Origin of the sequence: Dorea sp. Marseille-P4042 (assembly GCF_900290215.1) — a bacterium.
Taxonomy (GTDB): domain Bacteria; phylum Bacillota; class Clostridia; order Lachnospirales; family Lachnospiraceae; genus Dorea; species Dorea formicigenerans.
The window spans coordinates 625322-649830 of the sequence record NZ_OLMI01000003.1; the positions used below are offsets into that span (position 1 = coordinate 625322).

Below are 24509 nucleotides of genomic sequence, written 5' to 3' on the forward strand. Positions count from 1 at the left end.
TACTGTCCTCTTATTTCTTCTCAATCGTAACTTCATCATTCACTGCATGCAGCAGATAAAGATTTCCTGTTACATGCTCCAGTTCTCCACCTGTAACTTTGCCCGGTATCCCATCGTTGAACCGGAGCATCAGATATGCTTCATCATAAAAATGATCCAGCTTCAGTTCCACACTTTTATCTGTCACATTTTTCTCATACGTCAGTGCACCATATCGTTCAATCGCCCCGGACAATTCTGATCCGGTCAGATTACGAAGTTCTGGTGCTGAATCATAGAGCCAGTCCATATACTCCTCCAACCGGTTCTTTAATTTTTCCCAGCCAAGCTTTGCCCCACGGTCTTCATCCAGCAAGTCATCCGGATGCATAAAATGACTGTTCACAAAATGCATATTTAATTCAGACACTGCTGCCATCTGCATATAATCATCAAGGATGGCTCCGGAAATGATTCTTGGCTGTTCTACGATACCGTCATCTGACACTTCAAATTCCTGTGTATAAGCACATTCTCCGGCAAAATAATTACTAGCTATCGTCTTAATCTGCGGAAACTTTTGCGCCAGCATCTTCCGCCCCTGCTCTGACAACACATTTGACGGAGGAACATAGACCGACATCTGCGTTCCCGGGAACATTTTTTTACCAAACCGCATAAGTTCTGACATAGCAGACTCCATTGCTTTTTCATTCTTCCATGTTTTATACGGAAGAACATCTCCATAATCTGTATCACCCAGACACAATGGCTGATGGTTGTAACCGTGATAACCTAATTCACCACCCTGATGAAGTACCATATTTCCAAAATATTGAAAACGCTCATTGTCCGTCTGCTTCGTGATCTCTCCGTCAGTTTTATCTTCATAGTTCTCAATCATCACTCCGGTATACTTAAGTCCGTATTGGGATGCAAGATTCAGCATATCCGGCCACCAGATATTCGAATAAAATTCCTGAATACTTGTCCCATAATCTCGTTTGACATATGTCCCGTCACCACTTGGTACCGGTGATGGAAAATCATCCAGATAAAAGGCCGATCCATTGATCACCGGATAGACTCCTATATCTGTCAGGAGACTGTAAGACGCTGCATAAAAGCCTCTTACCGCTTTTTCATATAACCCAAAATTATCTACTACAAACTTTCCGTCGCCGTATGCATTTTCCCATATTAAAGGAATTCCTCCCGGCTCTTTTGCCCACGCATAGACCTGTGCCTTCTCGCTTAACTCAAGCTGTCTCGCAGAATCAAATCCATCCGTGATTGCATAGTTTTTTCCTCCGCCAATCAAAAAATCCGAATCAAAATAAATGCTGTCCACAAAACTATTTTCATATCCAGAAGAGATAATTCCCAATTTCTGCTCAATCAGTGACGCATACGTGTCCTTTTGCAGTGCCATGGCAAACATGGCACTTCCGCCGCTTTTCACCCAGTTGCTGATTTCAATAATACCTTCCTTTAATGGCTCCAGGTCACTCATCAGTACGACCACTGTCTCATAGGAATCCAGATTTGGAAGCGTATCGGTCTTAAGATCTGCCACATCTGTTCCTACTTTCATATCCTGAAAAATCCGCTCAAATTGTTCCCACGCAAGCTGGCTGCTTTCCTGCTGGCTGTCCATAATGACCAGGCAAGTCTTTTTTAATTCTTTTACTGCTTCTTTTTCCGTCACAATCTGGTTCTCACTTAGATATGCACTCTGGCTTTTGCTTCCTTCATAATGGATGCCAGAGCGTTCCGCAAAAAGCACAACCCCCATCAACATGAATATTCCCCATATTACCAACATTCCTTTAAATGGAAATGCTTTCATACTCTTTATGAATCGATCCAAAGGGCCAGATCCTCCCTTCCTTTTGAAGAAAGATAAATGTGCTCTTTCTTCATCTTATCTAGTGTTCTTTTCAGTTCTTCTCCCTGCTTCTGTTCTACGCAATATTGAACCTTCAAAATCCAATACGCTTCGTGTCGGTGCCATTTTTTCTCTATAATTTGTAAAATCTCATGTGCTTTTCCAAAATCTCCAAGCTTCATCAGATTCTTGACCTTGCATACGCAAGTGTGCAGATCTTCCTGATGTTTTAACTTCTTTTCCAGAAGCTGTTCATATCGCTGCCTCTGTACTCGTTCTATCTGTTCTTCCAGAAGTCCCTGGCTTAAATATTCCTCCATAAATTCGCAATACTGCTCCATAACTTCCGGATCTTCCGGCGAAATCTGATGAAGCCTCTCCAACTCCTGAAGCTTTGAATCATACTCTTTCGACAGCTCTACCATGGCAGTGATGGCATAATGTACAACCTCCACGTCTTCGTTCATACGCGCCTGTTTCAAAAGCTCCACATACTCCTCTGGATTGTCATTTAAAACATTCATGATCAACTCTCTTCGAAGTTCCGGCTCATTTACGATCAGCGCTTCCTCAAGCGGAACAATATTTCCCTCCTGTTCCGTCCCGGACTGAAAGATATTTTTGTAAATTTCTTCATTTACCTTCATCTTCTCTACGCCTACTTCTTTTCTCTGATCTGATTGTATCCAGATTTGAAAATGCAGGATCAACACACACAAAACTCCCCACACCGGAACAAAAACGACCGGGAACATGAGATATTTCTTTACATTTATAATATGAGTACAGATTCCTACCCATACAAGAATACAACAGATGATGTGCAAAAGAATCAGTACTATTCCAACTACAATCTGAATCATACTTCTCCTCCACCTCGTGCAATCTGGGCGATACCGGTCTCATAGGTGATGATTCCGGCTTTTTTAAGCCGCCCGCTTACAATTGGAAGTGATTCCTTGTCCGTCTGAGACAGAATCAGGTATAATTCTCCTTCTTCAGAAATCCCCCATACGTCATTCGCACGGATCAGGTGCTGCAGGATCTGATCTGCCTCCTCTTTTGACTTGCCCGGATGTTCCAGCCGCAACAGAATATAGGACGCCACCATCTCATCTTGCATCGCATGAAATGTTTCCAATCGTTCCATAAAATAGGATGTCTTCAAAATATGTGTCCCTTCCACATACTGCATATTCTTCGCTGCCTCCTGATACTCCAGTGCACGAAGCAGTGCCACTTCCACCAATCCGCAGAGGATTTTGAACAGATTCATATAATAAAGCGTCATCTGATCGCTGCGGACTTCCTTAATACAGACAATCATCACAAGTTCTTTGTTTTTCCTGATTCCTGCCATGTAAGCCGGATAATCCGGGAGAAGCTCACGATTTACCCACACATTTCCATCTTCCAGCTCCGAAATAGCTGCCTGATACTTACTGATCCGTATAGAATTGGGAAACTCACTTCTAATTTCTTTCGATGCAATCTCCAATCGTCCAAACTCACTGTTTTTTCCAAGGGAGTACACAGCAACTGCATGGTTCTCCAGCATATCCTCCATCACATGTATCGTTTCTATAAAAAGCTCCTGTGGAAGCACCGTATCCAGCTTTCTTGTAATATCAAAAATCTTTCCAAAGCTGTCCCGGCTCCCCATAATCTGCTTCTTGTACGTTCTCTTGTCATAGATAGAATCCTGATACATATCTCGCATGAACAAAAACTTTTCCTGGATCAGTTTATTTTCATCCGTAACAAATTCTATATTTTCTTTATTTTTCATCCGTACATATCCACAGATTGCTCCTACTGCAAAATAAAAGATAAATGGGATCCAGTTGGACGGTTCATAGAACAATGTTGTCCACCCTACACCTTCTCTTTCATAAGCTGCCAAAAGCGAAACCGTCTCAAGAGCTGCAGCCGCAATCCCGTAGTTAATTCCATACAAGCTTCCAAAAAGCACAATAAATACAAGCCGCAGATCAATCATCTTAAACTGCGCCTGATTTCCGGCAAGATGATTCAAAAATTCGAATAGGAAAAATCCAGCGACCAGTTCTACTATTTTTACTATTGGCCTGTGTTTATCAAGCCAGATTTTCCAGCGATCGATCCGCCGCTCCTTTTCTCCGATAGCGTCCAGATACTGATCATAGATGTCGGAAAAATCCTCCAGAAGTGAAATCTTTGGAAACCAGCCATACTTAAAACGTACAACTCTATCATCCGGTGGAATTTTTTCAACCGGGGGAAGTCCTCTATTCTCGATCCGTACACTTGCATCTATCTCTTTTATTTTCTGTTCCAGCTCCCGAAAAGTATTTGAAAATACATTTGGTACATTCAGATAGTGATATTCCTCGTCCCAGTTATCACTCATTTTCTCCAAAAGTTCTGCCAGATCCATGGAGTTCAAAAACTGGAGTGGCTGATCAGGTGATTCCTGAATCTCCACCGGCTCCCCACTACGGATAGCTGCAAACACTTTATAAAAATAATCTTCCTTATAAACTCCGGAATACAGATACGGAATTCTTACGATTTTGACCGGAATCTGGTACATTTTCCCATACTGACAACACAGATTCTCGGCTCCACGGACAAGAAGTGTCTTTCCGGTCGTAGCTGCATACCCCGCCTCCGGACCAGTTAGATAGATTACATGTATCTCTTTACTGCGTTTACAATAACTTAACACTTTTCGAAGCTTCTCCGCTTCACCTTCCATCGTTCCATGAAATGTAATATAATTAGAAAAATAAACCATAAGTTCAAAATCATAAGTGTGAAAAATATCTTCCAGCTCTTCATCTTGCTCTGGAAATGGACGCACGATCAAATGCTTTTTCCGCTCTGTCTTTAGCAGCGAATTCCCCATTATAAATACTTCGCTCTCGGGAAAAGCTTCCTGCACAAATTCTTTTGTTATGTATCCGGTATTCCCAACTAATAGTACTCTCATATCTTTTCTTCCTAACGTTCCCTGATATATTTTTCATTATACCACGCAGTTTTTATTCTGCCACAAAAAACATATTCTCATATACATTTCCATATATCTTTTTTATATGATCGAAACCCACAAATTTAATAAGCATTCTTATTATTGTCTTGCAAACCTTTTTCAGATGTTTTACCATAGAATTAACAATTAAGTATTTTCAAAACATTTCTCAATAGCACGAAAGCATCCCGAGAGGAAACTGTTTTTATACTTATCATAACGGAGGTTTTTTCTATGCGGTTTTGGACAAGACAACATGAAGCTGTCTGGGATGAGCTTCAAAAAACAGGTCAATATATTGTAAAGAAAGAATATATCGAGGCAAAAAATGACACCATTTCCGAATTCTATCTAAAATTGTATGAATGGTACACAAAAGCTGCAAGAAAATATATTGATATCCCAGAAGATCTGAAATATCCAATCTGGCTCAGTGTTAGTGAGGATATGATGTTACAGCCAACCGAACACGCAATCATATTCGAAGTCGAGATCCCAGAGGGGGAATATTTGATCTGCAATTTTGACAAATGGGGCTACCGCGTCAATTATTTCTATGTGCCGCTGGATGAGGCCGATGAAAAGGCCCACATGGAAGAGTTAAAAAAATATGGAATCGCCTCCGAAGATTCATTAGTTACAACCAGTAAAGGAAACTTCTACCCGCTGCTTCGGCAAAAAATTATCAAAAGCTGGGATCGAATTTTTACGATTCAGCCGGATGATCCGTCCCTCATGGTCGGAACCTGCTGGAAGTTAAAGAAAGAGTGGATCAAGGAGGTACGTTTTTATGACGGAGAATAATATATCATCAGCCTCAGACACTATCACGATGTATTGCACGCAGCCTGACCTTGTCTGGGATATTGTAGATAAAGATGGCGTAAACTATGTAAAACAGGCTTATATCACAAAGAAATATCAAGACACTGCCTGGATTTTTGACACTGCTTACAAGTTTTTCCGCCAGGAAGCTGTAAAGATCATTCCAAAGCCACAAGAAGCTGAATCACCAATCTGGATGTACCGTGATAAAAAATGGGCAGTTCCAAATGCTGGCTGCCGGCGTATGCACCTGGAAATTTCCAAAGACGAGTTGATTCTTTTTGACCGGAGAACATGGAATAAAATTCTGAACATGGAATATGTTGGAACTGATGAAGAAATCGCCGCCTTTGAGCAGGAATATAAGCGTCAGGGCGTCCGCGAGCCACTGGACATTATGAAGTCCTCATTTTATCCGCTTCTGGCTCAGAAAATCAAGAAAAGCTGGCAGCATCTTTTTACGGATCCACTTCCGGAAGAGACTTACTGGCAAGGCGCTGTCTGGTATCTGAAAAAAGATTGGGTAGTCGGGGAAGAATAATGTTATACTATAAGCAAGAGCTTTACTTGCAAACTGTGCAGCAGAGATGGATGTGCTCTGCTGCATGTTATTTTTTTATATGGAGGTGACCTGCCATGGCAAAAGAGCAGCTTGCTGTGATTGAAATGATCACAAATATGATTCTCGGCAAGACCGACGGAGTTAGTAAAGTTGATTTCACACCACAGAAAATCCCGTTTCCGGAAAGCCTTCCGTATGAACAGGCTTTCCTGCGCGCTACACCGGAGAGCCAGGGTGTTTCTTCCGAGAAACTGATACATTTACTAAGTAACTTATCTGCATCTCCATACACGGATATGCATCACTTTCTTGTACTGCGACATGGAAATGTAATCTGTGACTGCAGCTTTGCGCCTTACCGGAGCGGCATATGGCACATTTCCCATTCCATGTGTAAGAGTATTACCGGTATGGCAATCGGATTGCTGATCGATGAGGGGAAGCTTTCTTTAGATGAAAACATATACAATATCTTTCCCGGAAAAGTCAATCCACTGTTCAAAATCTTCCGACCGGAAATCACAGTACGGCATCTTCTGACAATGACAAGTGGTGTAACATTTAACGAATCTGGGATTGTCTCTGGTAATGACTGGATGGAAAGTTATTTAAATGCACCTGTAACGGGAAAACCTGGCACAGAATTTCAGTATAACAGTCTGAATACTTATGTCCTTTCTGCAATTGTCAACGCAAAAACTGAGATGACGCTGGAGGAATACTTGCGGCCACGTCTATTTGAGCCTCTTGGCATCACCCGGTATCTCTGGGAGACCTGCCCAAAAGGCATCACAAAAGGCGGCTGGGGACTTTTTATTTGTCCGGAAGACATGGCAAAATTAGGGCAGCTCTATCTAAACCACGGCATGTGGCACGAAAAGCAGATTATTCCGGCCGACTGGATCCGCGAATCGACCACAAAACAGGTTGACAGTATCGAAGGAACTTACGGATACGGATACCAGATCTGGATGGAGAATCGTCTGAACAGTTTCGAATTCAATGGTATGCTCGGGCAAAATGTGATCGTATATCCTGACCTTGACATGGTCATTGTCACCTGCGCTGGAAACAATGAACTCTTCCAGAATAACGTCATGCTAGATCTGATACGTGATGCATTTCCACAGGAATATCAGGCATCTGAATATGCTCTCCCTGAAAATCCTGCCGAGTATCACAAACTGACACACCTGGTTCACTCACTTTCCCATGGGCCTTCCTGCATGCCGCAGATCCGGCGCGGCGGCTGGGCAAAGAAAAACGGATATTCCAGAAGCCATGCAATATATCCCAAATATGTCCGGTTGCTAAAGGATTTAGACGGAAAATGCTACAATATAAATCCCGCAAGTGTTGGCCTGTTTCCGCTGATTATTCAGGTATTCCATAATAATCTGACAAACGGAATCAGACAGATTTCTTTTCAATATGACAAAATCAACTGTCCAGACAAATTTTATATTCACTTTCTGGAAGGAGAAGAAAATTGTACGCTGACCGCAAGTTTTGATCGTTATATCGATAACCTAATTACACTTCATGGAGAAACTTACCTTGTAGCTGTAAAATGTGAGTATACTACTGATGCAGATCACGCTCCGGTTCTTGTTCTTGATATGGTCTATCTGGAAGAAGCCATGCGCCGAAAGCTTTATTTACATTTCAAAAGCAACGAATTAATGGCACATTGGTCCGAGTCTCCCGGGAAAGAGCTTATTTTAGAAGGTCTGTCTTCCATCACAGGGGAGATGACGAAGCTTCCACTTTACGGGCGCTTTCTCGAAGGAAGCGGAATGCAGTTCCTGGAACATTTAATGGTCAATACCATAGAACCAACTGTACGTGGGACATTAGCTGAATCCGATACTGAAGACGTGGATATTTGATATCTGACATACCATTCCTTGAAACTGTAGCTGTTCTGATTATTATCTCATACAAAAACGCCTCGCAAAATGTGAATATTTTACGGGGCGTATATTATGCATTTTACAGTTCCATTTAATGATCTATCTCTTTACAAAATTCCTCTATCGTTTCCGATTTTGCTGCCAAACGCAGCCACTTCTTCAATACTTCCGGATCCGTTTCTGCGAAAATTTCTGCCTTCACCTTTTCCGGAACTTCTCCTTTATCCTCAAGTAATTCCAAAACAGATTCTATTTTTCCATTAATAATTCCAATCTGTTTTCCCTCGTCTCGTATAATCCGTTCTCTTTCTTCCATCTTCATATACTCTACCTCCATATCCACACTGGCTTTGATTTCTCGTATGCTCTCATGCAGACGTTTCAGCCTCTCATCACATTCATCTGAAAGTCCATTTTCATTACTTTCCGTTACATAGTGAAGAAAATCAACCAACTCCTTCGACACTTCTTCCTTATTCTCACCTTTTGTGCTCAAAAGCAGTTTTGTTACTTCATCTCCTAAGCGCAGTCCTGGAACTTCTTTGCACTGATTATCAAATGTATAGCAATATTTCTTCTTTCCATATGGATCATAATTACAAATGATAATAATGTAGAGTGGATTCATCTTATCAAATCCTCGCTCTCCACTTTTGAGTATCGGTGCATCTATCAGTGCTTGATAGAATCTGGTCCGCTTCGGAATATTCCCTTCATTACGATTCTGCATTTCTACATCAAATATCCTTCCATCTTCCGATTCTGCAATGAAATCCAGTCTAACTCCACGCTTTCCCGGAAGATTGTGAATTACTTTCTGTCCAGATTTCCACTTCAAACTCTTAAGCCTGAGTCCTGTAGTCAGTTCGATAATTGCCTTACAATTTTCAAGTTCTTCCGTTGCCACATCAAACAAGAAATCGTCTGTAAGATTCAGTTCCTGCAATGTCTTGCTTTCCTTCGCCTGCATTATGAAATTTTCGTTTTTTACCATACGCTTCTCCTTTTATTATACTCATCTACAGTTACTTTTTCAAACATGGAATTCCGGACGATTCTGTCCGTTTTTGATCGAAGCAGAACTGCTTCTTAAAATATCATGATCACTATTTCGAATGTTTGAGTGGACTTATCATATCATAACATTCCTATCTTCTCAACAAGAAAATACTTATGTTTTTCTTAAGGAAAAACGCCTCGCAAAATGTGAATATTTTACGGGGCGTATATTATGCATTCCTGTTTTATTAAATTAATTATCCTAATCCCACCTAACATTATACCCATTTTCCTGTCCTATTTTTGTCTCCGGCGCGAGTTGTCATTTATACGGCGCGAACTGCAATTTGATTTTATTGAAAGAAAAGTGTTTCTATATTAAAATATATTTATAGAAAAATGAACTGGGGTGAGAATATGCTGAAAATAGGCATCTGTGATGACAGCAAGATATTCCTGATCTGTGCTGAAAAATTAATTCGGAAATGGTCCGATGAACGCCGGATTCCGGTAAAGATATACACTTTTAATAACGGTGATAAGCTAGTCGCTGCCAATACAGAAGAACGGCTGGATATTATTTTTTTGGACATTATCATGCCTCTTTTAAATGGTATGGATGCCGCCAGGGGACTTCGCCAGCGCGATAAGTCCGTTAAAATCATCTTTCTGACTTCATCACCGGAATTTGCCTTAGAGTCTTATGAGGTCAAAGCTCAGGGATATGTGCTGAAACCAATTGCCTATGATAAGCTCAAGGAACTTTTGGACGAATGTGCCCAATCATTTGCAGAAGAACCAAAGAACATGGTGATCAAAACTGTCACCGGTTATCAGAAACTGTATTTTCATGAAATTGAATACGCAGAAGCTCAGAATAAGAGAGTTTTCTTTCATCTGCGCTCCGGCAATATCATAGAGTCCGCAGAACCATTTCATTCCTTTGAGGAGCGTTTCTCTTCGCAGGATGGATTTTTCAAATGTCATCGAAGCTACCTTGTATATCTGCAAAATGTAGATCATTTTACCGCAGCTGAGATTACTACGAAATCCGGGCGGAACATTCCGGTTTCCAGAGGCTACGCAAAAGCTTTCAAAGAGGCCTATTTTGCCCAGATGTTCCAGGACTCCTGATATATGGATATGTTTTCCACGATTTGTACACCGGATCTGGATTTTATCCACATATTTTCGAACAAAAGAGGAAACTACGATGCTTGTAAATATTTTAAGCCTGATTCATAACACAACTACATTATTGTTCGGTGTCTACGCATCTGCTGCATTTCTCGGCATCCGCATGAACCGGAAGAATATCCTTGCCTTGTTAACTTTTTCGTGTATTACAGGTGTTTTTTATGTGCTTTTTTTTGTATTGCATGGAACCAGTTTCACGGAACAGGTCTATCCTTTCATTATTCACATTCCGCTTGTATTGTTTCTTACTTTTTATTACAAATATAAAATGGCCAACTCCATTTTGGCTGTTCTGACTGCATACCTCTGCTGCCAGATCAGTAACTGGACCGGAATTGCAGCAATGACATTGACCAGTCAGGAATGGATCTATTACAGTGTCCGTATCTGTGTGACCATTATCGTATTTATCCTGCTTGTCCATTACGTTTCCGACATTACTGCACAGCTTCTGCAGAAGCCGGCTCGTTCACTGGCTATCCTCGGATTTATGCCTTTTGTCTATTACATTTTTGATTATATGACAAGTAAATATACTTTACTTCTTTATTCCGGCTCAAAGGTAGTTGGCGAATTTCTTGGATTCGTGCTCTGCATCACTTATCTGATGTTTTTGTTTCTTTATTTCAAGGAATACGAAGCCAATAAAGAAGCAGAACAGCGCAACCAGATTATGGAGATGAAGCGGATCCAGTCTGAAAAGGAACTGGACGCGATTCGCCGCTCCGAACACGCTGTCTCTATTCTGCGCCATGATATGAGACATTTTTTATTAAGCATTTCTTCTTATATTGAAAATAACGACAATGAAAAAGCATTGGAATATATTAATGAAGTCATCCATACTTCTGACAAAACCGTAACACAGCGATATTGTAAAAATGAAATTATAAACTTAATTCTATCTTCTCATGAGAGTGAACTGGAACATAACTATATTCATTTTGAATACTCTATCCAACTTCCGGAGACTCTTGCAGTCTCTGATGTGGATATGACTGCAATTCTTTCCAATGCTTTGGAAAATGCGATCCATGCAGTCCTGAAACTTCCAGAAGCGAGACGTGAAATTAAACTGGATATGCGTCTGAATGAAGAAAAACTACTGATTCTTCTGAAAAATACTTATGCTGATAAGCCAGAATTTATGAATGGACTTCCATATACTTCCGAAGCCGGACACGGGTTTGGAACAAAAAGTATCTGGTATGTTGCTGAAAAACTGAATGGAAGCTGCCAGTTTTCGGTGACAGATACTTACTTTATTCTGCGCGTTATTCTATAACACATGGTTTGCGTTTTTTATCGGATTTTGCTATGATAAAAACAACAAAAACATATCCATCAGGAGCTGGGCATATGCGAGTCGCTTTTATTGATGTCTGGCTGTCATCTCCTCCAAATGTATCGAAGGATACCTTTTCCCGGAACTAGCCCGCCAGTCCTATCGCTGGTCATTTTCATTCGTGTTCTTTCTGGTAGAAATTATTTTGTGTGTTTCGCTATTTTTTTACAATAAAAAAATATATAAACCTGCGGTAGAACAGAAATCTTCCGGAATGGAATGGCATTATCTTTGGATCATCCCTTGTACATTTTATCTGATGTGGAATTATACAATCTACGGAAATGCCAGCCGCTCCAGTCTGGAATCAGCAATGCGTCCAGGCAATGTTGTGTTTTTATTCTTCATCACCGCCGGTGCATTTCTGATTTACTCAGTTGTATCTAAGCTTGTACTGGAACAGCAGAAAATTATAGAATTACAGACTAGAAACCATCAGCTGTCCACCCAGACTCTCCAATATGAAAAACTGCAGGTATTCCTGACGAACATATTTTTTTCTGTGAAAATTCTGCCGTCAATGCAATTCTTTCATATTTTTCCGAGCAGGCACGTACATTTGGGATCACTTACTCTGTTTCCGCTTCGGTTCCAAAACATATTTCTATTTCAGAGACAGATTTATCCATTCTATTTGGAAATCTTCTGGAAAATGCTATAGATGCCTGCAATGCACAATCTGGTGAAGACAAAAAAATAATCGTCCGCGCTAAAACAGACGATCATTCTTTATGTGTCACAATCGATAATACATTTTCCGGTTCCCTGGATATCGATCAAGAAAGACATTTCGTTTCCTCCAAACATGAGGGCCTTGGTCTTGGAACTGAATCCATCAAAAGTATTGCCGAAAAATATGGCGGTGTTTGCAAGTTTGAAGCCAACAACGGTATGTTCTATGCCTCTGTAATGTGTTTTAAGGACCATGCTTAGCATGGTCCTTTCACAAATCTGGCAAGTGTCTTTTCCAACTGTTCCATATTAATTGGCTTAGACAAATGAGCGTCCATACCACTAGCCAAAGACTTTTTAACATCTTCATCAAACGCATTTGCACTCATCGCAACGATTGGAAGTGTTTTGCAGTCATTACGTGGAAGCTTTCGAATTTCTCTGGCTGCCTCCAGTCCATCCATGACTGGCATCATAATGTCCATAAGAATAAGATCATATTCTCCTTCCTTGCTTTGACGTATTTTTTCCAGAGCCTGCTGCCCGTCATATGCTTCCTCGATCTTGGCTTCGTACTTATCCAGAATGGTATGGATAATCTCCATATTCAATTCATTATCTTCCACGATCAGAATATGCTTTTCTTTCAGATTCAATGACTTTTCTGACGAATCTTTTACTTCCTCTACGTTCTCTAGATATTTTAACTTCAGTGTAAAGCTGAAATTGCTTCCTTTATGTAATTCGCTTTCCAGATTAATCTCGGAATCCATCATATGGAGCAGTCTGCGGCTGATTGCCAGACCTAATCCTGTTCCCTGCCTTCTTGCTATCTCAGATTCATCTGCCTGCTCAAAATTCTGGAAAATGAGTTTTTGCTTTTCTTCCTCGATGCCAATTCCATCATCCTTCACTGAAAAGTAGAGGCTGGCTTTTTCCTTCTCATCGCAGATTTCTTTTACAGTCAGACATACATTTCCACCTTTATGCGTATATTTCACTGCATTGCTCAGTAAATTCAAAAGCACCTGATTGATACGCAGTTCATCACAGTAAAACCATTCATGAATAAGATTGATCTGCTTCGTAAAACAAATCTGACGTTCTGACATTCGAGATTCCATCAATGCCTCAACATTATCCAGCAACTTTTTGAGATTATATCTGCCATAGACAAGCTGCATCTTTCCACTTTCAATCTTAGACATATCCAGAATATCATTCAAAATATTTAATAAATATCCCGAAGAGCTTTGAATTTTCTTCAGACAGTCTATTCGTTTTTCTTCTGTCTGTTCATTCTGAAGTGCGATTTCCGTCATTCCGATAATTCCGTTCATCGGTGTACGTATCTCATGAGACATACGGGCAAGGAACTCTGATTTCGCCTGTGCAGACAGATCGTGTCTTTCCAGATTCATCCGGTTCTGGATAATGGTACATACTTCTTCCAGTCGTTTCTGATTATGTCCTTCTTTCATAATTTCATTATCTATCCCGACAAATATAATACTTCCGGAATAACAGCCTTCATCTGCCATATGAAATATCCAACTATCTTTTGACGGCAAAAATCGACAAATCGTCACATCGTTTTGTTCCCTCTTTGTAACAGGCATAAGCTTCTGTACTATTTTCGTTTCTACATACCGCTTATAGTCAGAACCAGTACAGCGCAGAATTCCATCCCAGCTGTTATCTTTTTCTTTCCAATTATATCCATACAGATTCACAAGCGTATCCCTGTAAAATCTTGTGATGATCAGATTCTCCATATGATATATTTCCTGGATCTTCAGTGCCAGCATATCCATGGACACCTTCATCTCACCACTCCGGTCAAATAAATTCAATGCTAAAGACGGCAGGCTCATCTGCTTGAGCTTTTCAAATGGTTCTGTTTTTTTCAGTTTTCTGATATGAAGTTTCTTCTCAAATTCCGAAAGATTTTCATAACACAGGATATTCTCTCTTCCCGACTGCACTGCCTCTAATGCAACAAATGCCTGACGGATTGTATCTGAAAGCTCCTGGTCCTCTTCACAAATTCTTATTCCACATTGGAAATTAAGTACCAGATAGTTTTCATCTACAATGTGTGCGACCTTTTCTCTCACACATTTCATCAAATCCTCCATCTGATCTGCCGTAATGCACGGAACCCAGATCAGTAGCTGATCCGCACCTCCCCGTACTCCGATACTATCGCAATTCGTGATTTTTTTGCATTCGTCTTTCAAAAGATGTGCAACCATCTCTAATACAAGATCTCCATATACAAGTCCATATTTCTCGTTAATCGCAGAAAATTTTTCAATATTTGTAACTGCCAGCACACTTTGCGGATATTCTTTTCTTGCCTTCGCAATGGCTTTGATGCCATAAGACCATCGATAAAATGTTGTCGTTGAATCGAATTGCTGTTGTGTCCGCTGCGCTTCTTCTAACATCTTTTGCTGATGAATATTGTGTATGCAGCAAACAAGCCTGTCATACTCTCCATTCTCATCCCGAAAGATACTTCCAGTCAGTTGAACCCAGTAATATGGCTCCTCTTTTGTGCGCCGAAACCGAAATTCAAGAAAAACTTTATCCTTCAGATTTTGAAATACTGTATGAACCTTTTTTATGTCGTCCGGATAAATATAACCATTTTCTACAAATTCCGGATGCTCCTTACAATCCCAAATTCCATCATGCTCGATACTATTGACAATCTCCAGTTTCTTTTTTTTCTTCCAGAACGTAAAGAATATATCTTCAGATGTCTCAACCGCAATCCTGTAACGTTCTTTTTCTTCCAGAAGCTGTTCTTCTGCCTGCTGTTGGGCATCGGTCAGATTCTCGATCACATCATGCAATTCATCAATTTCCGCAATGTTCGCTGGGGCAAATGCATGGATTCCCTCCACACCTCCGCGCACACCTTCTACCAGACGATTTACTGGTTTAGTAACATAAGTAACCAGAAAATATACACAGAAAGCTGCCAGCATTGTACTTCCCACTATAGCTGCCAGTATAATCTTGTAGACACTATTTCCCAGACCATATATGGATTTTTCCGTGACAAGTCCACATAAGCACCAATTCGTATCTTCATATGGCACATTATTGCTATACAGGCTCAGTGGTTTTACAATTGCATAAACATTCTGTTTCCCAACTGTTGCACCTGCAACCTGATATAATTGTGTTTTGTTGCTTTCTTTCAGCTTTAATGTCTCTCCTGTCCGGGCAGCCACATCATATAACGTTCCTTTTCCAAGAATCACTTTATACTGACCGTCCCCCTGATCTTCCATCAGCGCATAACCGGCGTTTAAAGAGTTGTCCAGATCTTTTACATTAAAATACCGCTCCAAATATTTTAAGGAAATTTCTACACCCAGAATTCCATAAATCTCTCCATTATGCAGCAATGGAACAGAATACGTAATCATTTCATGATTGTCCATATAATTATCTTCCAGAATGAACGGTTCTGCCCAATACCCAAGATCGACCATATTGCTGTCTTTGTATTCAAGTGCTGCAAGATACGGTTTATAGAAAAAATTATCGGAGGCACGTACTTCATTTCCTTGAAATTCAAAATCTGTTGACCATGCATTATCCAGCGAAATTGAAAGACTGTGTGCCAGTTGTTTATTTCCTCTCTCTAAAAGAAGATCTGTATTTGACGAAATTCGTGTCTGAGGATCAGAATCTCTGACAAAAAATCCCTGATATTTTGCCGCCTGATCTGTTGGCTGTTCATTCGCCATGATCAGATAGATTCCGGAAGCTGTACCATATTGAAGTGACTCCACCAGTCCGGGAAAAACCTTGCTTAAATAACTCTTTTGAAGTTCTTCCGAACCAAGAAATTCCTGTACCGATATTCCGTTTATCTTTAAGATTTCTGATAGCTTTTCGTCCAGCTCATCACTTTCCTTATAGACCGCTCTCCATTTTTCAATCATGTCATTTTGAAGTACGACCTGACTTTTTTCAATCATATGCTCATCCATCTGGATTGTATTATTCTCCAGATTTTCTTTTATCCCGCTAAAAACAAGTGTCATAAAAGGAACTGTCCCCTGAATGAGTACAATCACTAATACCGGTATTAAAATAATTTTCAATAACGCTTTTTTCTTTTTCACGCCTACATTACCTGTACATACTTTCCTGTATGCACTTTCCTGTTCGTTTTATTCGTTTCTGCACTTCAACTTTTACTTGCTTTGCACCTGAGAAAGTGCCTCGTAAAATTCTTTATACCAACTTTCAAAAGATTCTTCGGATATATATTTTTCAAGCTCTTCTTCCCTGGAAGCTCCTGCCGCAATTGCTTCATCCATTGCTGTTTTATCTGCCGTCACACGATCCTTTAAATTATAATCCATAATCTTACGCATGCTGTATCCATTTTCAAAGCTTTTTGTCGTGTAAAACTTCGTATTATCAAAATCTCTCAACACTGTTTTCAGACAATCATATGCCTTGTGATTCATATCGATCTTCTCTTCTTTGATAATCTGCTCCAAGGCTTTTATATTATTAGATTCTTTTAAAACTGGCATATATGCAGATTCACATACAAATTTTAAATTCTGCTCTTTCTGCGTAAACCATTTCAAAAATACGGTAGATGCATATTCATGCTCTTCCTCTGATTTCGCAACAGCCATTCCTGCGCCCTGCTGTACTCTGTAGTTTTCGCCGCCCTCCATGATCGGAGACTCCTGTACAACATATTCAATTGGATAACTGTCATCTTCTTTCTCCACCTTATCCGGGAAATAAAATGCAGAAGCTGTCGAACCAGTATACGCTAAAATATCGCCGGTTTTTACATCATCTGAGGCAAATTTCCCATAAGATGAAAAATATCCTTTCATATATGGTACGTAATAGTTCTCCCATAGCCGATGGATCAGTTCTTTATCTGTATTCACCGTCACTTTTCCATCATTCACTTCGAAAATCTCTTTTCCCATCTGCTTCATGCCAATGATAAAATAATTAGACATGGAATCTCTTCCATAAAATGCTTTTCCGTCATCTGGTACATCCGGTGTCTGACTATCCGTCCACTCATAATATTTTTCAGCAACTTCTGTGATTCCTTCTGTCGTCTTCAGATCATCAAGTTTTGCTCCTGTTGCTTCCGAAAATGGCTCCCAGTCTGTCTTATTAAGCATTAATATCTCCGTAGACTTTGCTACCGGAAGAAGATATAACGACTGATCATCTTCCAAATATCCCTCTTCAAGATACTCATCTACATACTTGGACTTTTCTTCTTCCGTAAAATACTCTGACAAATCAGCAAGCTTTCCTTCCTGTTGCACCGCATAGGCCGTATCTGCATAGGAAGAAAATATATCCGGTAAATTCTCTGCTCCTACTTCTGCCTTTATCGCACTTGTGATTGCCTGCTCCAGATCTGAAACCGATCCATAACTATATGCTTCTACATAAATCCCATCTTCATGTCCTACAGTAGCATTAAATTCTTCCAGCAAATCTTCAAAAGTTGCCTGCTGTGTTCCATTATAATAATGCCATATCTTCAATGATACTGGATTATCCGGGTCTAATTTCACTGCCTTAGCCGTATTTTTACCACAACCTGTTGCAAGCGATGCCAGTAACATCAATGTCAATAATGTTGCAACTATTCTCTTTTTCATATGATACTTCCTCCTGCGCTCCCATTTCACCTTTTTTCAAGAGTCGCCTGCGAATCTTGCGCGCACAATTTAATCTGCTTCGCAGAAACATTTCCAACATAAATTTCCGAACCTTCTCATGGAGTGTGTACAAGGTGAGAGGTGTCTACTATCTGTTATTATAAGTTTATACTATGGACTTTGCAACATATTAACAAACTTTCACGAACTGAAAAAATCTACTAAAAAAGGTCCACCGGACCTTTTTGTCGTATGCTTGGCAACAGAAAAAGTCCGCCATTTTTGTACTCTCACAAACTGGCGAACTTTCCTACATTTATATTTATGAGTTGGGGCAAAAGCCCCAACTATGATGCCTACGGATTGTTCCGTGCTTTGCACTCCCACAATCCTAGCATCATATTTACAGTCTTACACCATCTTTTATGACTGCCTGCAGATCCAGATTATCCTTCAGAAGTACAATATCTGCCTTCTTACCTGCCTTAATTGAACCATACTGATCATCAATTCCAAGACTCTTCGCCGGATTAATAGTTGCACAGGCAATAGCTGTCTCAAGCGGAATCTGCATTTCTTTTACAACTGTTCTCATACAATCCGCGAGGTTCGTTGCTGAACCAGCTATTGCACCATCAGATACTAATGTCGCACGTTTTCCTACGACCTTAACATCCAATCCGCCAAGTGTATACTGTCCGTCCGGCATCCCGGTCGCACGCATGCTGTCACTGATCAGAATCATACGGTCAGCCCCCATCATCTCAAAAGTTGCTCTGACCATAGCCGGATGAATATGAATCCCATCACAGATGATCTCTGCCATCACATGCTTACCGTCATAAACAGCACCAACCACTCCCGGTGCGCGGTGATTAAATGCCGGCATCGCGTTATAGAGATGTACTGCATGGTTTGCTCCCGCGTCAAATGCTTTCTTCGCTGTATCATAATCTGCATTCGTATGAGCCAGAGAAATGTTAACTTTCTCTTTCATTTCCTCGATAAATTTCAGATAATCTTCATTATCTTCCGGAGCAATCCCAATAAATTTCACCAGTCCATCGGAAGCTTCCAGAAACTGCCCTGCAATTTCTACATTACACGGAATAATATTTCTCTCATCTTGTGCCCCTTTTTTTACTTTGCTGATAAACGGACCTTCCATGTTAATTCCCACAAGATCTGCTGCTTTGGGGCTTGTCCCGTTTTTCTTATATTTTGCTGCAACACTTAAGATCTGTTTTAGTTCTTCCACCGGAAGTGTCATGGTCGCCGGAGCAATAGCGGTCACACCAATGGAGGCCTCATACTGTGCGATCCTCTCAATCGCCTCTTCATTTCCATCACAAAAGTCATCTCCTTTGCAGCCATGAAAATGAAGGTCGATCAAGCCCGGAATTGCATATGCACCTTCACCGTCCAATACCTCTTTCTCACCAAACTGTGTCTTTTCCTCTTCTGCATATACTCTCTGGATCTTGTCCCCGTCAAGCATAATTCCACCTTTTACAAATGTCTTCTCTTCCGTGTAAACTTTCACATTATCTATGATCATAGTAAATAACTCCCTTAGATTAAAATATCTCTATGTCTTGATTTAACTGTATATACTTTCGTATTTTCTATACTATAACATTTACAACATCTGTTTTCAATATTGCTTATTGCATAACGAAAGTGCTGCCTTGTCTGCAACTATCGTTACATATGGATGGAATTTTAAAATAGAAGCCGGAACCTTTGGCGTTACTGGTCCTTCAATCACTTTCTTTAAAATATCCGCCTTATCCTCACCACTGACAATTAAAACAATCTGTTTTGCTCTCATGATTGTTCCGATTCCCATCGTATAAGCCTTTTTAGGAACTGCTTCTTCCGATGAAAAGAAACGTTTATTTACATCAATTGTATTCTGTGTCAATTCAACGCAATGAGTAACTTCCTCAAATACATCTGCTGGTTCATTAAATCCTATATGTCCATTATGTCCAAGACCCAGAAGTTGCAAGTCAACGCCTCCAAGAGATTTTATTACATCTTCATAATGTGCACATTCTTTTCTAGCATCCTTTTCCATACCATCCGGTATATGTGTATTTTCCAATCGAATATTCACATGTTCAAACAATCTCTTGTGCATAAAATAATAATAACTTTGTTTATCAGTTTTATCCAGTCCTTGATACTCATCTAAATTCACTGTTTTAATCGAACTAAAATCTACATCTCCTTTATGATTCCAATCGATGAGCTGTTCATAAACTCCAATTGGAGATGAACCAGTTGCTAAACCAAGAACAGATTCTGAATTCAATATAATTTGCGCTGAAATAATATTTGCAGCTTTTCTACTCATATCCTGGTAATTTTGGGTTTTTAAAATTTTCATGCGCTATTTCCTCCCACACTTATTCTGGAAATTATACAACGCTCCTACCATACCCGCTTCATTTCCATATTCTGCAAAGCATACTTGTAAATGTTCTGCCAGAATCGGTTTTAAATACCGCTTCAATGAATCTATGATTTCATTTTCAAGAATTTTTTTCTGAGCCATAACGCCTCCACCAAGTACAATTGTATCTGGGTTCAGTACATAACAGATTGTTGCCAGACCTTTGCCAAGTACATCACACATTTCTTTAATAGCTGAAATGCAAACCTCATCGCCTTTTTCTGCCAGTTCAAATATTTTTTTTCCATCCCACATGTCTAATGGCTCCCTCTTTTTTCCTGCAACTTTTTTGATTAAAATACTGCTTGCTCCCAATGTTTGGAAATCACTATCTTCCATTGGAATATAACCAATCTCACAGGCACTGTTGCTTGCTCCATGAAAAACACTTCCATCTACAATCGCACAGCCGCCAATCCCCGTTCCAACAGTCGCACAGAACATAATGTGACTCTCTTTTGCTGCCCCGGAAATATATTCTGCCAGACCGGCACAATTCACATCATTCTCTACTTCACAAGGTATTCCTAGTGTTTTTTCTAGTTCCTTTTTTATACAAGTTCCAGTATAGTCCGGCATCAGCTCTCCTGCAAAAACAATTTTCCCCTCTTCCGGGTCTACCATTCCAGCAGTAGATATACAAATCCCTTCTATATTCTCATATTGTTCCATATACTGCTTTCCGATTGCCTTTATTTTATCTAGAACTTCTGCTCCACCAAGCCATGCCTCTGTTTTTGTCTGATTGCTCTCTTCTATGATAGCATTTTCATTCAAAACTCCATGCTTAATGGATGTACCACCTATATCTACACATATGTACCGACTCATAATGTCTCCTGTCTTACTTTAATACATCTACAAATGTTTTTGTAATCAACTGTGGTCTTGTAATTGCTGAACCAACTACAATACTAAAAACCCCTAATTGCATAACTCTTTTTACTTTTTCCGGTGTATTAATATTTCCCTCTGCAATAACATTGTGTTTCACATTTTTTACAATTTTTTTAATCAATTCAAAATCATTTTGCTCAATTTTCATATCTTTACTTTGTTCTGTATATCCTACAAGCGTTGTACCAATAAAATCAAATCCAAGCTCATCTGCATGTTTTGCCTCTTCATAGGTAGAGCAATCTGCCATTAACAGTTGATTCGGATATTTTTCACGAATATGCGCATAAAACTCGTCTAGTGCAACCCCATTAGGTCTAAGATCTTTTGTTGCATCAATTGCTATAATTTCTGGCTTTACTTCCATCAACTCATCAATTTCTTTCATCGTTGGTGTAATGTATACTTTACAATCTGGATAATCTCTCTTAACAATTCCGATAATCGGCAAGTCGACATTTTTTCTGATTTCTGCAATATCTTCTTTTGTATTCGCACGTATTCCTGCTGCTCCACCTTCTTTTGCGGCCAATGCCATCCGTCCCATAATAAAGGAAGAATGTAGTGGTTCTTCCGGCAGTGCCTGGCATGATACGATTAATTTTTTATGTACAGTTTCTATTTTATTATTCACTTTCATACCTTCTTTCGAATCACTTGTGCAATTTGTTCTGCAAGTCTCTCGTGACTCTTTGCATCTAAATGCATAAAATCAATTTCATTCATTTTCACAAATGGTGCTGCATCTAAAAAGTCACAGCCATACTGCTTAGCACAAATCTGATATTCTACAGCCAACTCTTTCGATTTGTCAGCACATATTCCCATCTCTCCTGCAACATGCGACTGCTCGCATTCTTTCTCAATTGGAGCTGGTGCTACAACTAATATCTTTGGCGTATCTCTCCAAGCATCTTCTGTATGTTTTGCCTTAATTATGAGACGTTTGATTCCATCTGCAATATTCTTTGGTGTTGCGCTGAATCTTTCCTTACAGTCGTTCGTTCCCAACATAATTACAAGATAATCAATAGGTCCATGAGACATCAAACATGGATACAGATATGGGAGACCATTTAAGCCTTCATTTAATGGATCTTCAAAAACTGCTGTTCTTCCACACAGCCCTTCTTCAATGATTGTATATTCTGTTCCTAATTTTTTCTGCAGTTTTCCTGTCCAACGTACCTCATCCGAAAATCTTCCATTTGTGATTGCATCATATCCCCATGTATTAGAATCTCCATAACACACAATCCTTTTTTTCATGTCCTTATTTTCCTCCACTTCAACTTAACCTTTGACCGCACCCATTGCCAGTCCCTGAACAAAGTGTTTTTGCAGTGCCCATACAAGAATCAGTACTGGCACTAATGTAATAACTGCTGTCGCCGCCATTGGTCCCCATTCCAAACCGCGGTCTGTAATAAATCCCGCAATTACAACCGGCAATGTCTTAGACTTATTGACACTTAATATACATGCAAATAAGAACTCATTCCATGCCCCAACAAACGCAAGTATTGCAGACGCAATCATTCCAGGTTTTGTCAATGGGAAGATAATCTTAAAAAATCTTTTTGTAAATCCACAACCATCCAACATTGCTGATTCCTCCAGTTCCTTCGGGAGCTGCTCGAAGAATCCCATCATCAACCAAATTACAAGTGGAAGGTTAAAGCTTGTGTTCATAATTATCAGCGCTGTCTTTGTATCAATCAGATGCATTGTTCTCATTACGAGGTATACTGGAATTGCAGTGGCAATTGCTGGATACATCTTCTGAACCATAAACCACAATCCAAAATATTTGCGTGCTCGCTTTCCAAGGCTTCCTCTTGCAACTGCATATGCAGCCATACTTCCAAATATAACCGAAATAATGGTAGAGGCTCCTGCAACTATGACTGTATTAAAAAAATTCAACCACAACTGATCTTTTCCAAAAATTTCCTGATAACTTGCTGCCGTGAATTTAGATGGAAATATTACTGGTGGATTAGACAAATATTCTGCTTCGATCTTCACTGAACTAGTCAAAAGCCAGTATAACGGAAATATAATAGCAATTAATGAAACAGCTACAATAATTACTCTGACGGGTCTTCCCGCAAAATTACCAATAATATTATCAACGGTAGGCACATTATGCTTTTTTCTCTTCATATTCTACGCCTCCAATTTTGTTCTTAATTTCAAAAATCCTATAGTTACAACCGTCATAACGACAACAAATCCAATTGCCAGTGCCGCTGAATATCCGGCATCAAAAAATCGCAGTCCCTGTTTATATATGTAGTTTGGCAACATCTCTGTAGCTGTACCAGGGCCTCCATTGGTCATAACATAAACTGTATCAAATACTTTGAATGCATCTACAAATCGAAGCATAACAACAATAGTAAGTAAAGGTGCAACCATAGGTATAATGATTTTTCTGAAAATCACTCCATTAGATGCCCCGTCAACACATGCTGCTTCCAAACAATCCTGTGGCAAAGCTTTCAGACCTGCTGCACAAATAATTGTAACCCATGGTGCAAGCTGCCACACATTTACTAAAATAACTGCAAACATAGCTGTTTTCGGGCTACTAAGCCATGTAATACTCGGAATTCCAAAGAAACTTAGGAAATAATTGATAATACCAGTCGTAGAATCCAACATCATTCTCCATAAAGTACCGATTGCTACAGGTGCCATTATGGTTGGAATCAAAAATATAGATGTTGCAATTTTTGCCCACATTTTATCTGAGCACAGTGCCATTGCAACAAAAAGCCCTACAATAACTTCTAATGCTACAGAAATAATTGCAAAAAACAATGTATTCAATGTACTGGTTCTCACAGTCTCATCCGTAAGCATCTTAATATAATTCTGAAGTCCTACAAATTCGGGAGTTGCATTTGGTAAATTTAATTTCAATTTAAAAAAACTTAAATATAAAGAATATAGAAGAGGCAGTAACGCCGTGATTCCTAAAAAAATCATCGTTGGTAACATAAAGCACCATGAAGCCACTTTATCACTCTTACTCTTTTTTAGCATCCCTTGCGTATTATTTTTCTTGCTCATTT

At 39.8% G+C, this 24509-nt stretch carries 19 protein-coding genes; 6 read left to right on the top strand and 13 right to left on the bottom strand.

Going from position 1 to position 24509, the window contains the following annotated elements; translation table 11 throughout:
- Window positions 1–10 precede the first annotated feature (10 nt).
- Genes C7E02_RS16580 through C7E02_RS16590 form a run of 3 tightly spaced genes read right to left on the bottom strand, consistent with a single transcriptional unit; the run spans window position 11 to window position 4838 of the window.
- The gene (locus C7E02_RS16580) at window positions 11–1849 is read right to left on the bottom strand and encodes a DUF2194 domain-containing protein (protein ID WP_005340635.1); all 1839 of its coding nucleotides are present in this window, start codon (window positions 1847–1849) and stop codon (window positions 11–13) included.
- On the bottom strand, window positions 1834–2730 hold the full coding sequence (locus tag C7E02_RS16585; protein ID WP_105310194.1) for a tetratricopeptide repeat protein: 897 nt from the start codon (window positions 2728–2730) through the stop codon (window positions 1834–1836). The genes C7E02_RS16580 and C7E02_RS16585 overlap by 16 nt, the downstream gene beginning before the upstream one ends.
- On the bottom strand, window positions 2727–4838 hold the full coding sequence (locus C7E02_RS16590) for an NAD-dependent epimerase/dehydratase family protein (protein WP_105310195.1): 2112 nt from the start codon (window positions 4836–4838) through the stop codon (window positions 2727–2729). The genes C7E02_RS16585 and C7E02_RS16590 overlap by 4 nt, the downstream gene beginning before the upstream one ends.
- A gap of 276 nt (window positions 4839–5114) precedes the next feature.
- On the opposite strand from C7E02_RS16590, the gene C7E02_RS16595 reads away from it, so the two are divergent.
- From C7E02_RS16595 to C7E02_RS16605, 3 genes are all read left to right on the top strand, one after another.
- Window positions 5115–5684 carry a DUF3841 domain-containing protein gene (locus C7E02_RS16595; RefSeq protein WP_005340648.1) on the top strand — a complete coding sequence of 190 codons (570 nt, stop codon included), beginning with the start codon at window positions 5115–5117 and terminating at the stop codon, window positions 5682–5684.
- Complete coding sequence (locus C7E02_RS16600; protein ID WP_105310196.1) at window positions 5671–6246, top strand: DUF3841 domain-containing protein; 576 nt, start codon at window positions 5671–5673, stop codon at window positions 6244–6246. The genes C7E02_RS16595 and C7E02_RS16600 overlap by 14 nt, the downstream gene beginning before the upstream one ends.
- A 95-nt stretch (window positions 6247–6341) precedes the next feature.
- Entirely contained in the window at window positions 6342–8156 is a 1815-nt protein-coding gene (locus C7E02_RS16605) for a serine hydrolase domain-containing protein (RefSeq protein ID WP_105310197.1), read from the top strand.
- Window positions 8157–8271: 115 nt separating this feature from the next.
- Here C7E02_RS16605 and C7E02_RS16610 read toward each other — a convergent pair whose 3' ends face one another.
- Window positions 8272–9174, bottom strand: coding sequence for an Rpn family recombination-promoting nuclease/putative transposase (locus tag C7E02_RS16610; protein ID WP_105310198.1), 903 nt, complete (start codon window positions 9172–9174; stop codon window positions 8272–8274).
- A gap of 422 nt (window positions 9175–9596) precedes the next feature.
- On the opposite strand from C7E02_RS16610, the gene C7E02_RS16615 reads away from it, so the two are divergent.
- The 3 genes from C7E02_RS16615 (at window position 9597) to C7E02_RS20760 (ending at window position 12654) form a co-directional block, all read left to right on the top strand.
- Window positions 9597–10313, top strand: a complete 717-nt coding sequence (locus C7E02_RS16615; RefSeq protein WP_242978964.1) for a LytR/AlgR family response regulator transcription factor — start codon at window positions 9597–9599, stop codon at window positions 10311–10313.
- A 79-nt stretch (window positions 10314–10392) separates the two neighbouring features.
- Window positions 10393–11661 (top strand): sensor histidine kinase, encoded by a 1269-nt coding sequence (locus C7E02_RS16620; RefSeq protein ID WP_005340659.1) that lies wholly within the window; start codon window positions 10393–10395, stop codon window positions 11659–11661.
- A 717-nt stretch (window positions 11662–12378) separates the two neighbouring features.
- On the top strand, window positions 12379–12654 hold the full coding sequence (locus C7E02_RS20760) for a GHKL domain-containing protein (protein ID WP_442873157.1): 276 nt from the start codon (window positions 12379–12381) through the stop codon (window positions 12652–12654).
- Here C7E02_RS20760 and C7E02_RS16630 read toward each other — a convergent pair.
- The 9 genes from C7E02_RS16630 to C7E02_RS16670 all read right to left on the bottom strand — a co-directional run bounded on the left by C7E02_RS16630 (window position 12651) and on the right by C7E02_RS16670 (window position 24507).
- Window positions 12651–16541 (bottom strand): response regulator, encoded by a 3891-nt coding sequence (locus tag C7E02_RS16630; protein WP_105310200.1) that lies wholly within the window; start codon window positions 16539–16541, stop codon window positions 12651–12653. The two genes, C7E02_RS20760 and C7E02_RS16630, sit on opposite strands and share 4 nt — an antisense overlap.
- 72 nt (window positions 16542–16613) lie before the next feature.
- The gene (locus C7E02_RS16635) at window positions 16614–18074 is read right to left on the bottom strand and encodes an extracellular solute-binding protein (protein WP_105310201.1); all 1461 of its coding nucleotides are present in this window, start codon (window positions 18072–18074) and stop codon (window positions 16614–16616) included.
- A 403-nt stretch (window positions 18075–18477) separates the two neighbouring features.
- Entirely contained in the window at window positions 18478–19632 is a 1155-nt protein-coding gene (nagA, locus tag C7E02_RS16640) for an N-acetylglucosamine-6-phosphate deacetylase (protein ID WP_022279012.1), read from the bottom strand.
- Window positions 19633–19728: 96 nt separating this feature from the next.
- Entirely contained in the window at window positions 19729–20466 is a 738-nt protein-coding gene (gene nagB / locus C7E02_RS16645; protein ID WP_022279013.1) for a glucosamine-6-phosphate deaminase, read from the bottom strand.
- A gap of 3 nt (window positions 20467–20469) precedes the next feature.
- Entirely contained in the window at window positions 20470–21363 is an 894-nt protein-coding gene (locus tag C7E02_RS16650; RefSeq protein ID WP_105310202.1) for an ROK family protein, read from the bottom strand.
- A gap of 13 nt (window positions 21364–21376) precedes the next feature.
- The gene (locus tag C7E02_RS16655; RefSeq protein WP_438368359.1) at window positions 21377–22069 is read right to left on the bottom strand and encodes an N-acetylmannosamine-6-phosphate 2-epimerase; all 693 of its coding nucleotides are present in this window, start codon (window positions 22067–22069) and stop codon (window positions 21377–21379) included.
- On the bottom strand, window positions 22066–22698 hold the full coding sequence (locus C7E02_RS16660) for an SGNH/GDSL hydrolase family protein (protein WP_022279015.1): 633 nt from the start codon (window positions 22696–22698) through the stop codon (window positions 22066–22068). The genes C7E02_RS16655 and C7E02_RS16660 overlap by 4 nt, the downstream gene beginning before the upstream one ends.
- A gap of 24 nt (window positions 22699–22722) precedes the next feature.
- The gene (locus tag C7E02_RS16665; RefSeq protein WP_005340679.1) at window positions 22723–23595 is read right to left on the bottom strand and encodes a carbohydrate ABC transporter permease; all 873 of its coding nucleotides are present in this window, start codon (window positions 23593–23595) and stop codon (window positions 22723–22725) included.
- 3 nt (window positions 23596–23598) lie between these two features.
- The gene (locus tag C7E02_RS16670) at window positions 23599–24507 is read right to left on the bottom strand and encodes a carbohydrate ABC transporter permease (protein WP_105310203.1); all 909 of its coding nucleotides are present in this window, start codon (window positions 24505–24507) and stop codon (window positions 23599–23601) included.
- Between the last annotated feature and the right edge of the window lie 2 nt (window positions 24508–24509).

What these genes read in the sequence shown, in the direction of transcription:
- C7E02_RS16585 (WP_105310194.1), bottom strand. Translation starts at nt 2,730, where the DNA reads ATGATTCAGATTGTAGTTGGAATAGTACTGATTCTTTTGCACATCATC.
- C7E02_RS16615 (WP_242978964.1), top strand. Translation starts at nt 9,597, where the DNA reads ATGCTGAAAATAGGCATCTGTGATGACAGCAAGATATTCCTGATCTGT.
- nagB (WP_022279013.1), bottom strand. Translation starts at nt 20,466, where the DNA reads ATGAAAATTTTAAAAACCCAAAATTACCAGGATATGAGTAGAAAAGCT.
- C7E02_RS16620 (WP_005340659.1), top strand. Translation starts at nt 10,393, where the DNA reads ATGCTTGTAAATATTTTAAGCCTGATTCATAACACAACTACATTATTG.
- C7E02_RS16590 (WP_105310195.1), bottom strand. Translation starts at nt 4,838, where the DNA reads ATGAGAGTACTATTAGTTGGGAATACCGGATACATAACAAAAGAATTT.
- C7E02_RS16635 (WP_105310201.1), bottom strand. Translation starts at nt 18,074, where the DNA reads ATGAAAAAGAGAATAGTTGCAACATTATTGACATTGATGTTACTGGCA.
- C7E02_RS16655 (WP_438368359.1), bottom strand. Translation starts at nt 22,069, where the DNA reads ATGAAAGTGAATAATAAAATAGAAACTGTACATAAAAAATTAATCGTA.
- C7E02_RS16650 (WP_105310202.1), bottom strand. Translation starts at nt 21,363, where the DNA reads ATGAGTCGGTACATATGTGTAGATATAGGTGGTACATCCATTAAGCAT.
- C7E02_RS16605 (WP_105310197.1), top strand. Translation starts at nt 6,342, where the DNA reads ATGGCAAAAGAGCAGCTTGCTGTGATTGAAATGATCACAAATATGATT.
- C7E02_RS16610 (WP_105310198.1), bottom strand. Translation starts at nt 9,174, where the DNA reads ATGGTAAAAAACGAAAATTTCATAATGCAGGCGAAGGAAAGCAAGACA.
- nagA (WP_022279012.1), bottom strand. Translation starts at nt 19,632, where the DNA reads ATGATCATAGATAATGTGAAAGTTTACACGGAAGAGAAGACATTTGTA.
- C7E02_RS16670 (WP_105310203.1), bottom strand. Translation starts at nt 24,507, where the DNA reads ATGAGCAAGAAAAATAATACGCAAGGGATGCTAAAAAAGAGTAAGAGT.
- C7E02_RS16595 (WP_005340648.1), top strand. Translation starts at nt 5,115, where the DNA reads ATGCGGTTTTGGACAAGACAACATGAAGCTGTCTGGGATGAGCTTCAA.
- C7E02_RS16665 (WP_005340679.1), bottom strand. Translation starts at nt 23,595, where the DNA reads ATGAAGAGAAAAAAGCATAATGTGCCTACCGTTGATAATATTATTGGT.
- C7E02_RS16660 (WP_022279015.1), bottom strand. Translation starts at nt 22,698, where the DNA reads ATGAAAAAAAGGATTGTGTGTTATGGAGATTCTAATACATGGGGATAT.
- C7E02_RS16600 (WP_105310196.1), top strand. Translation starts at nt 5,671, where the DNA reads ATGACGGAGAATAATATATCATCAGCCTCAGACACTATCACGATGTAT.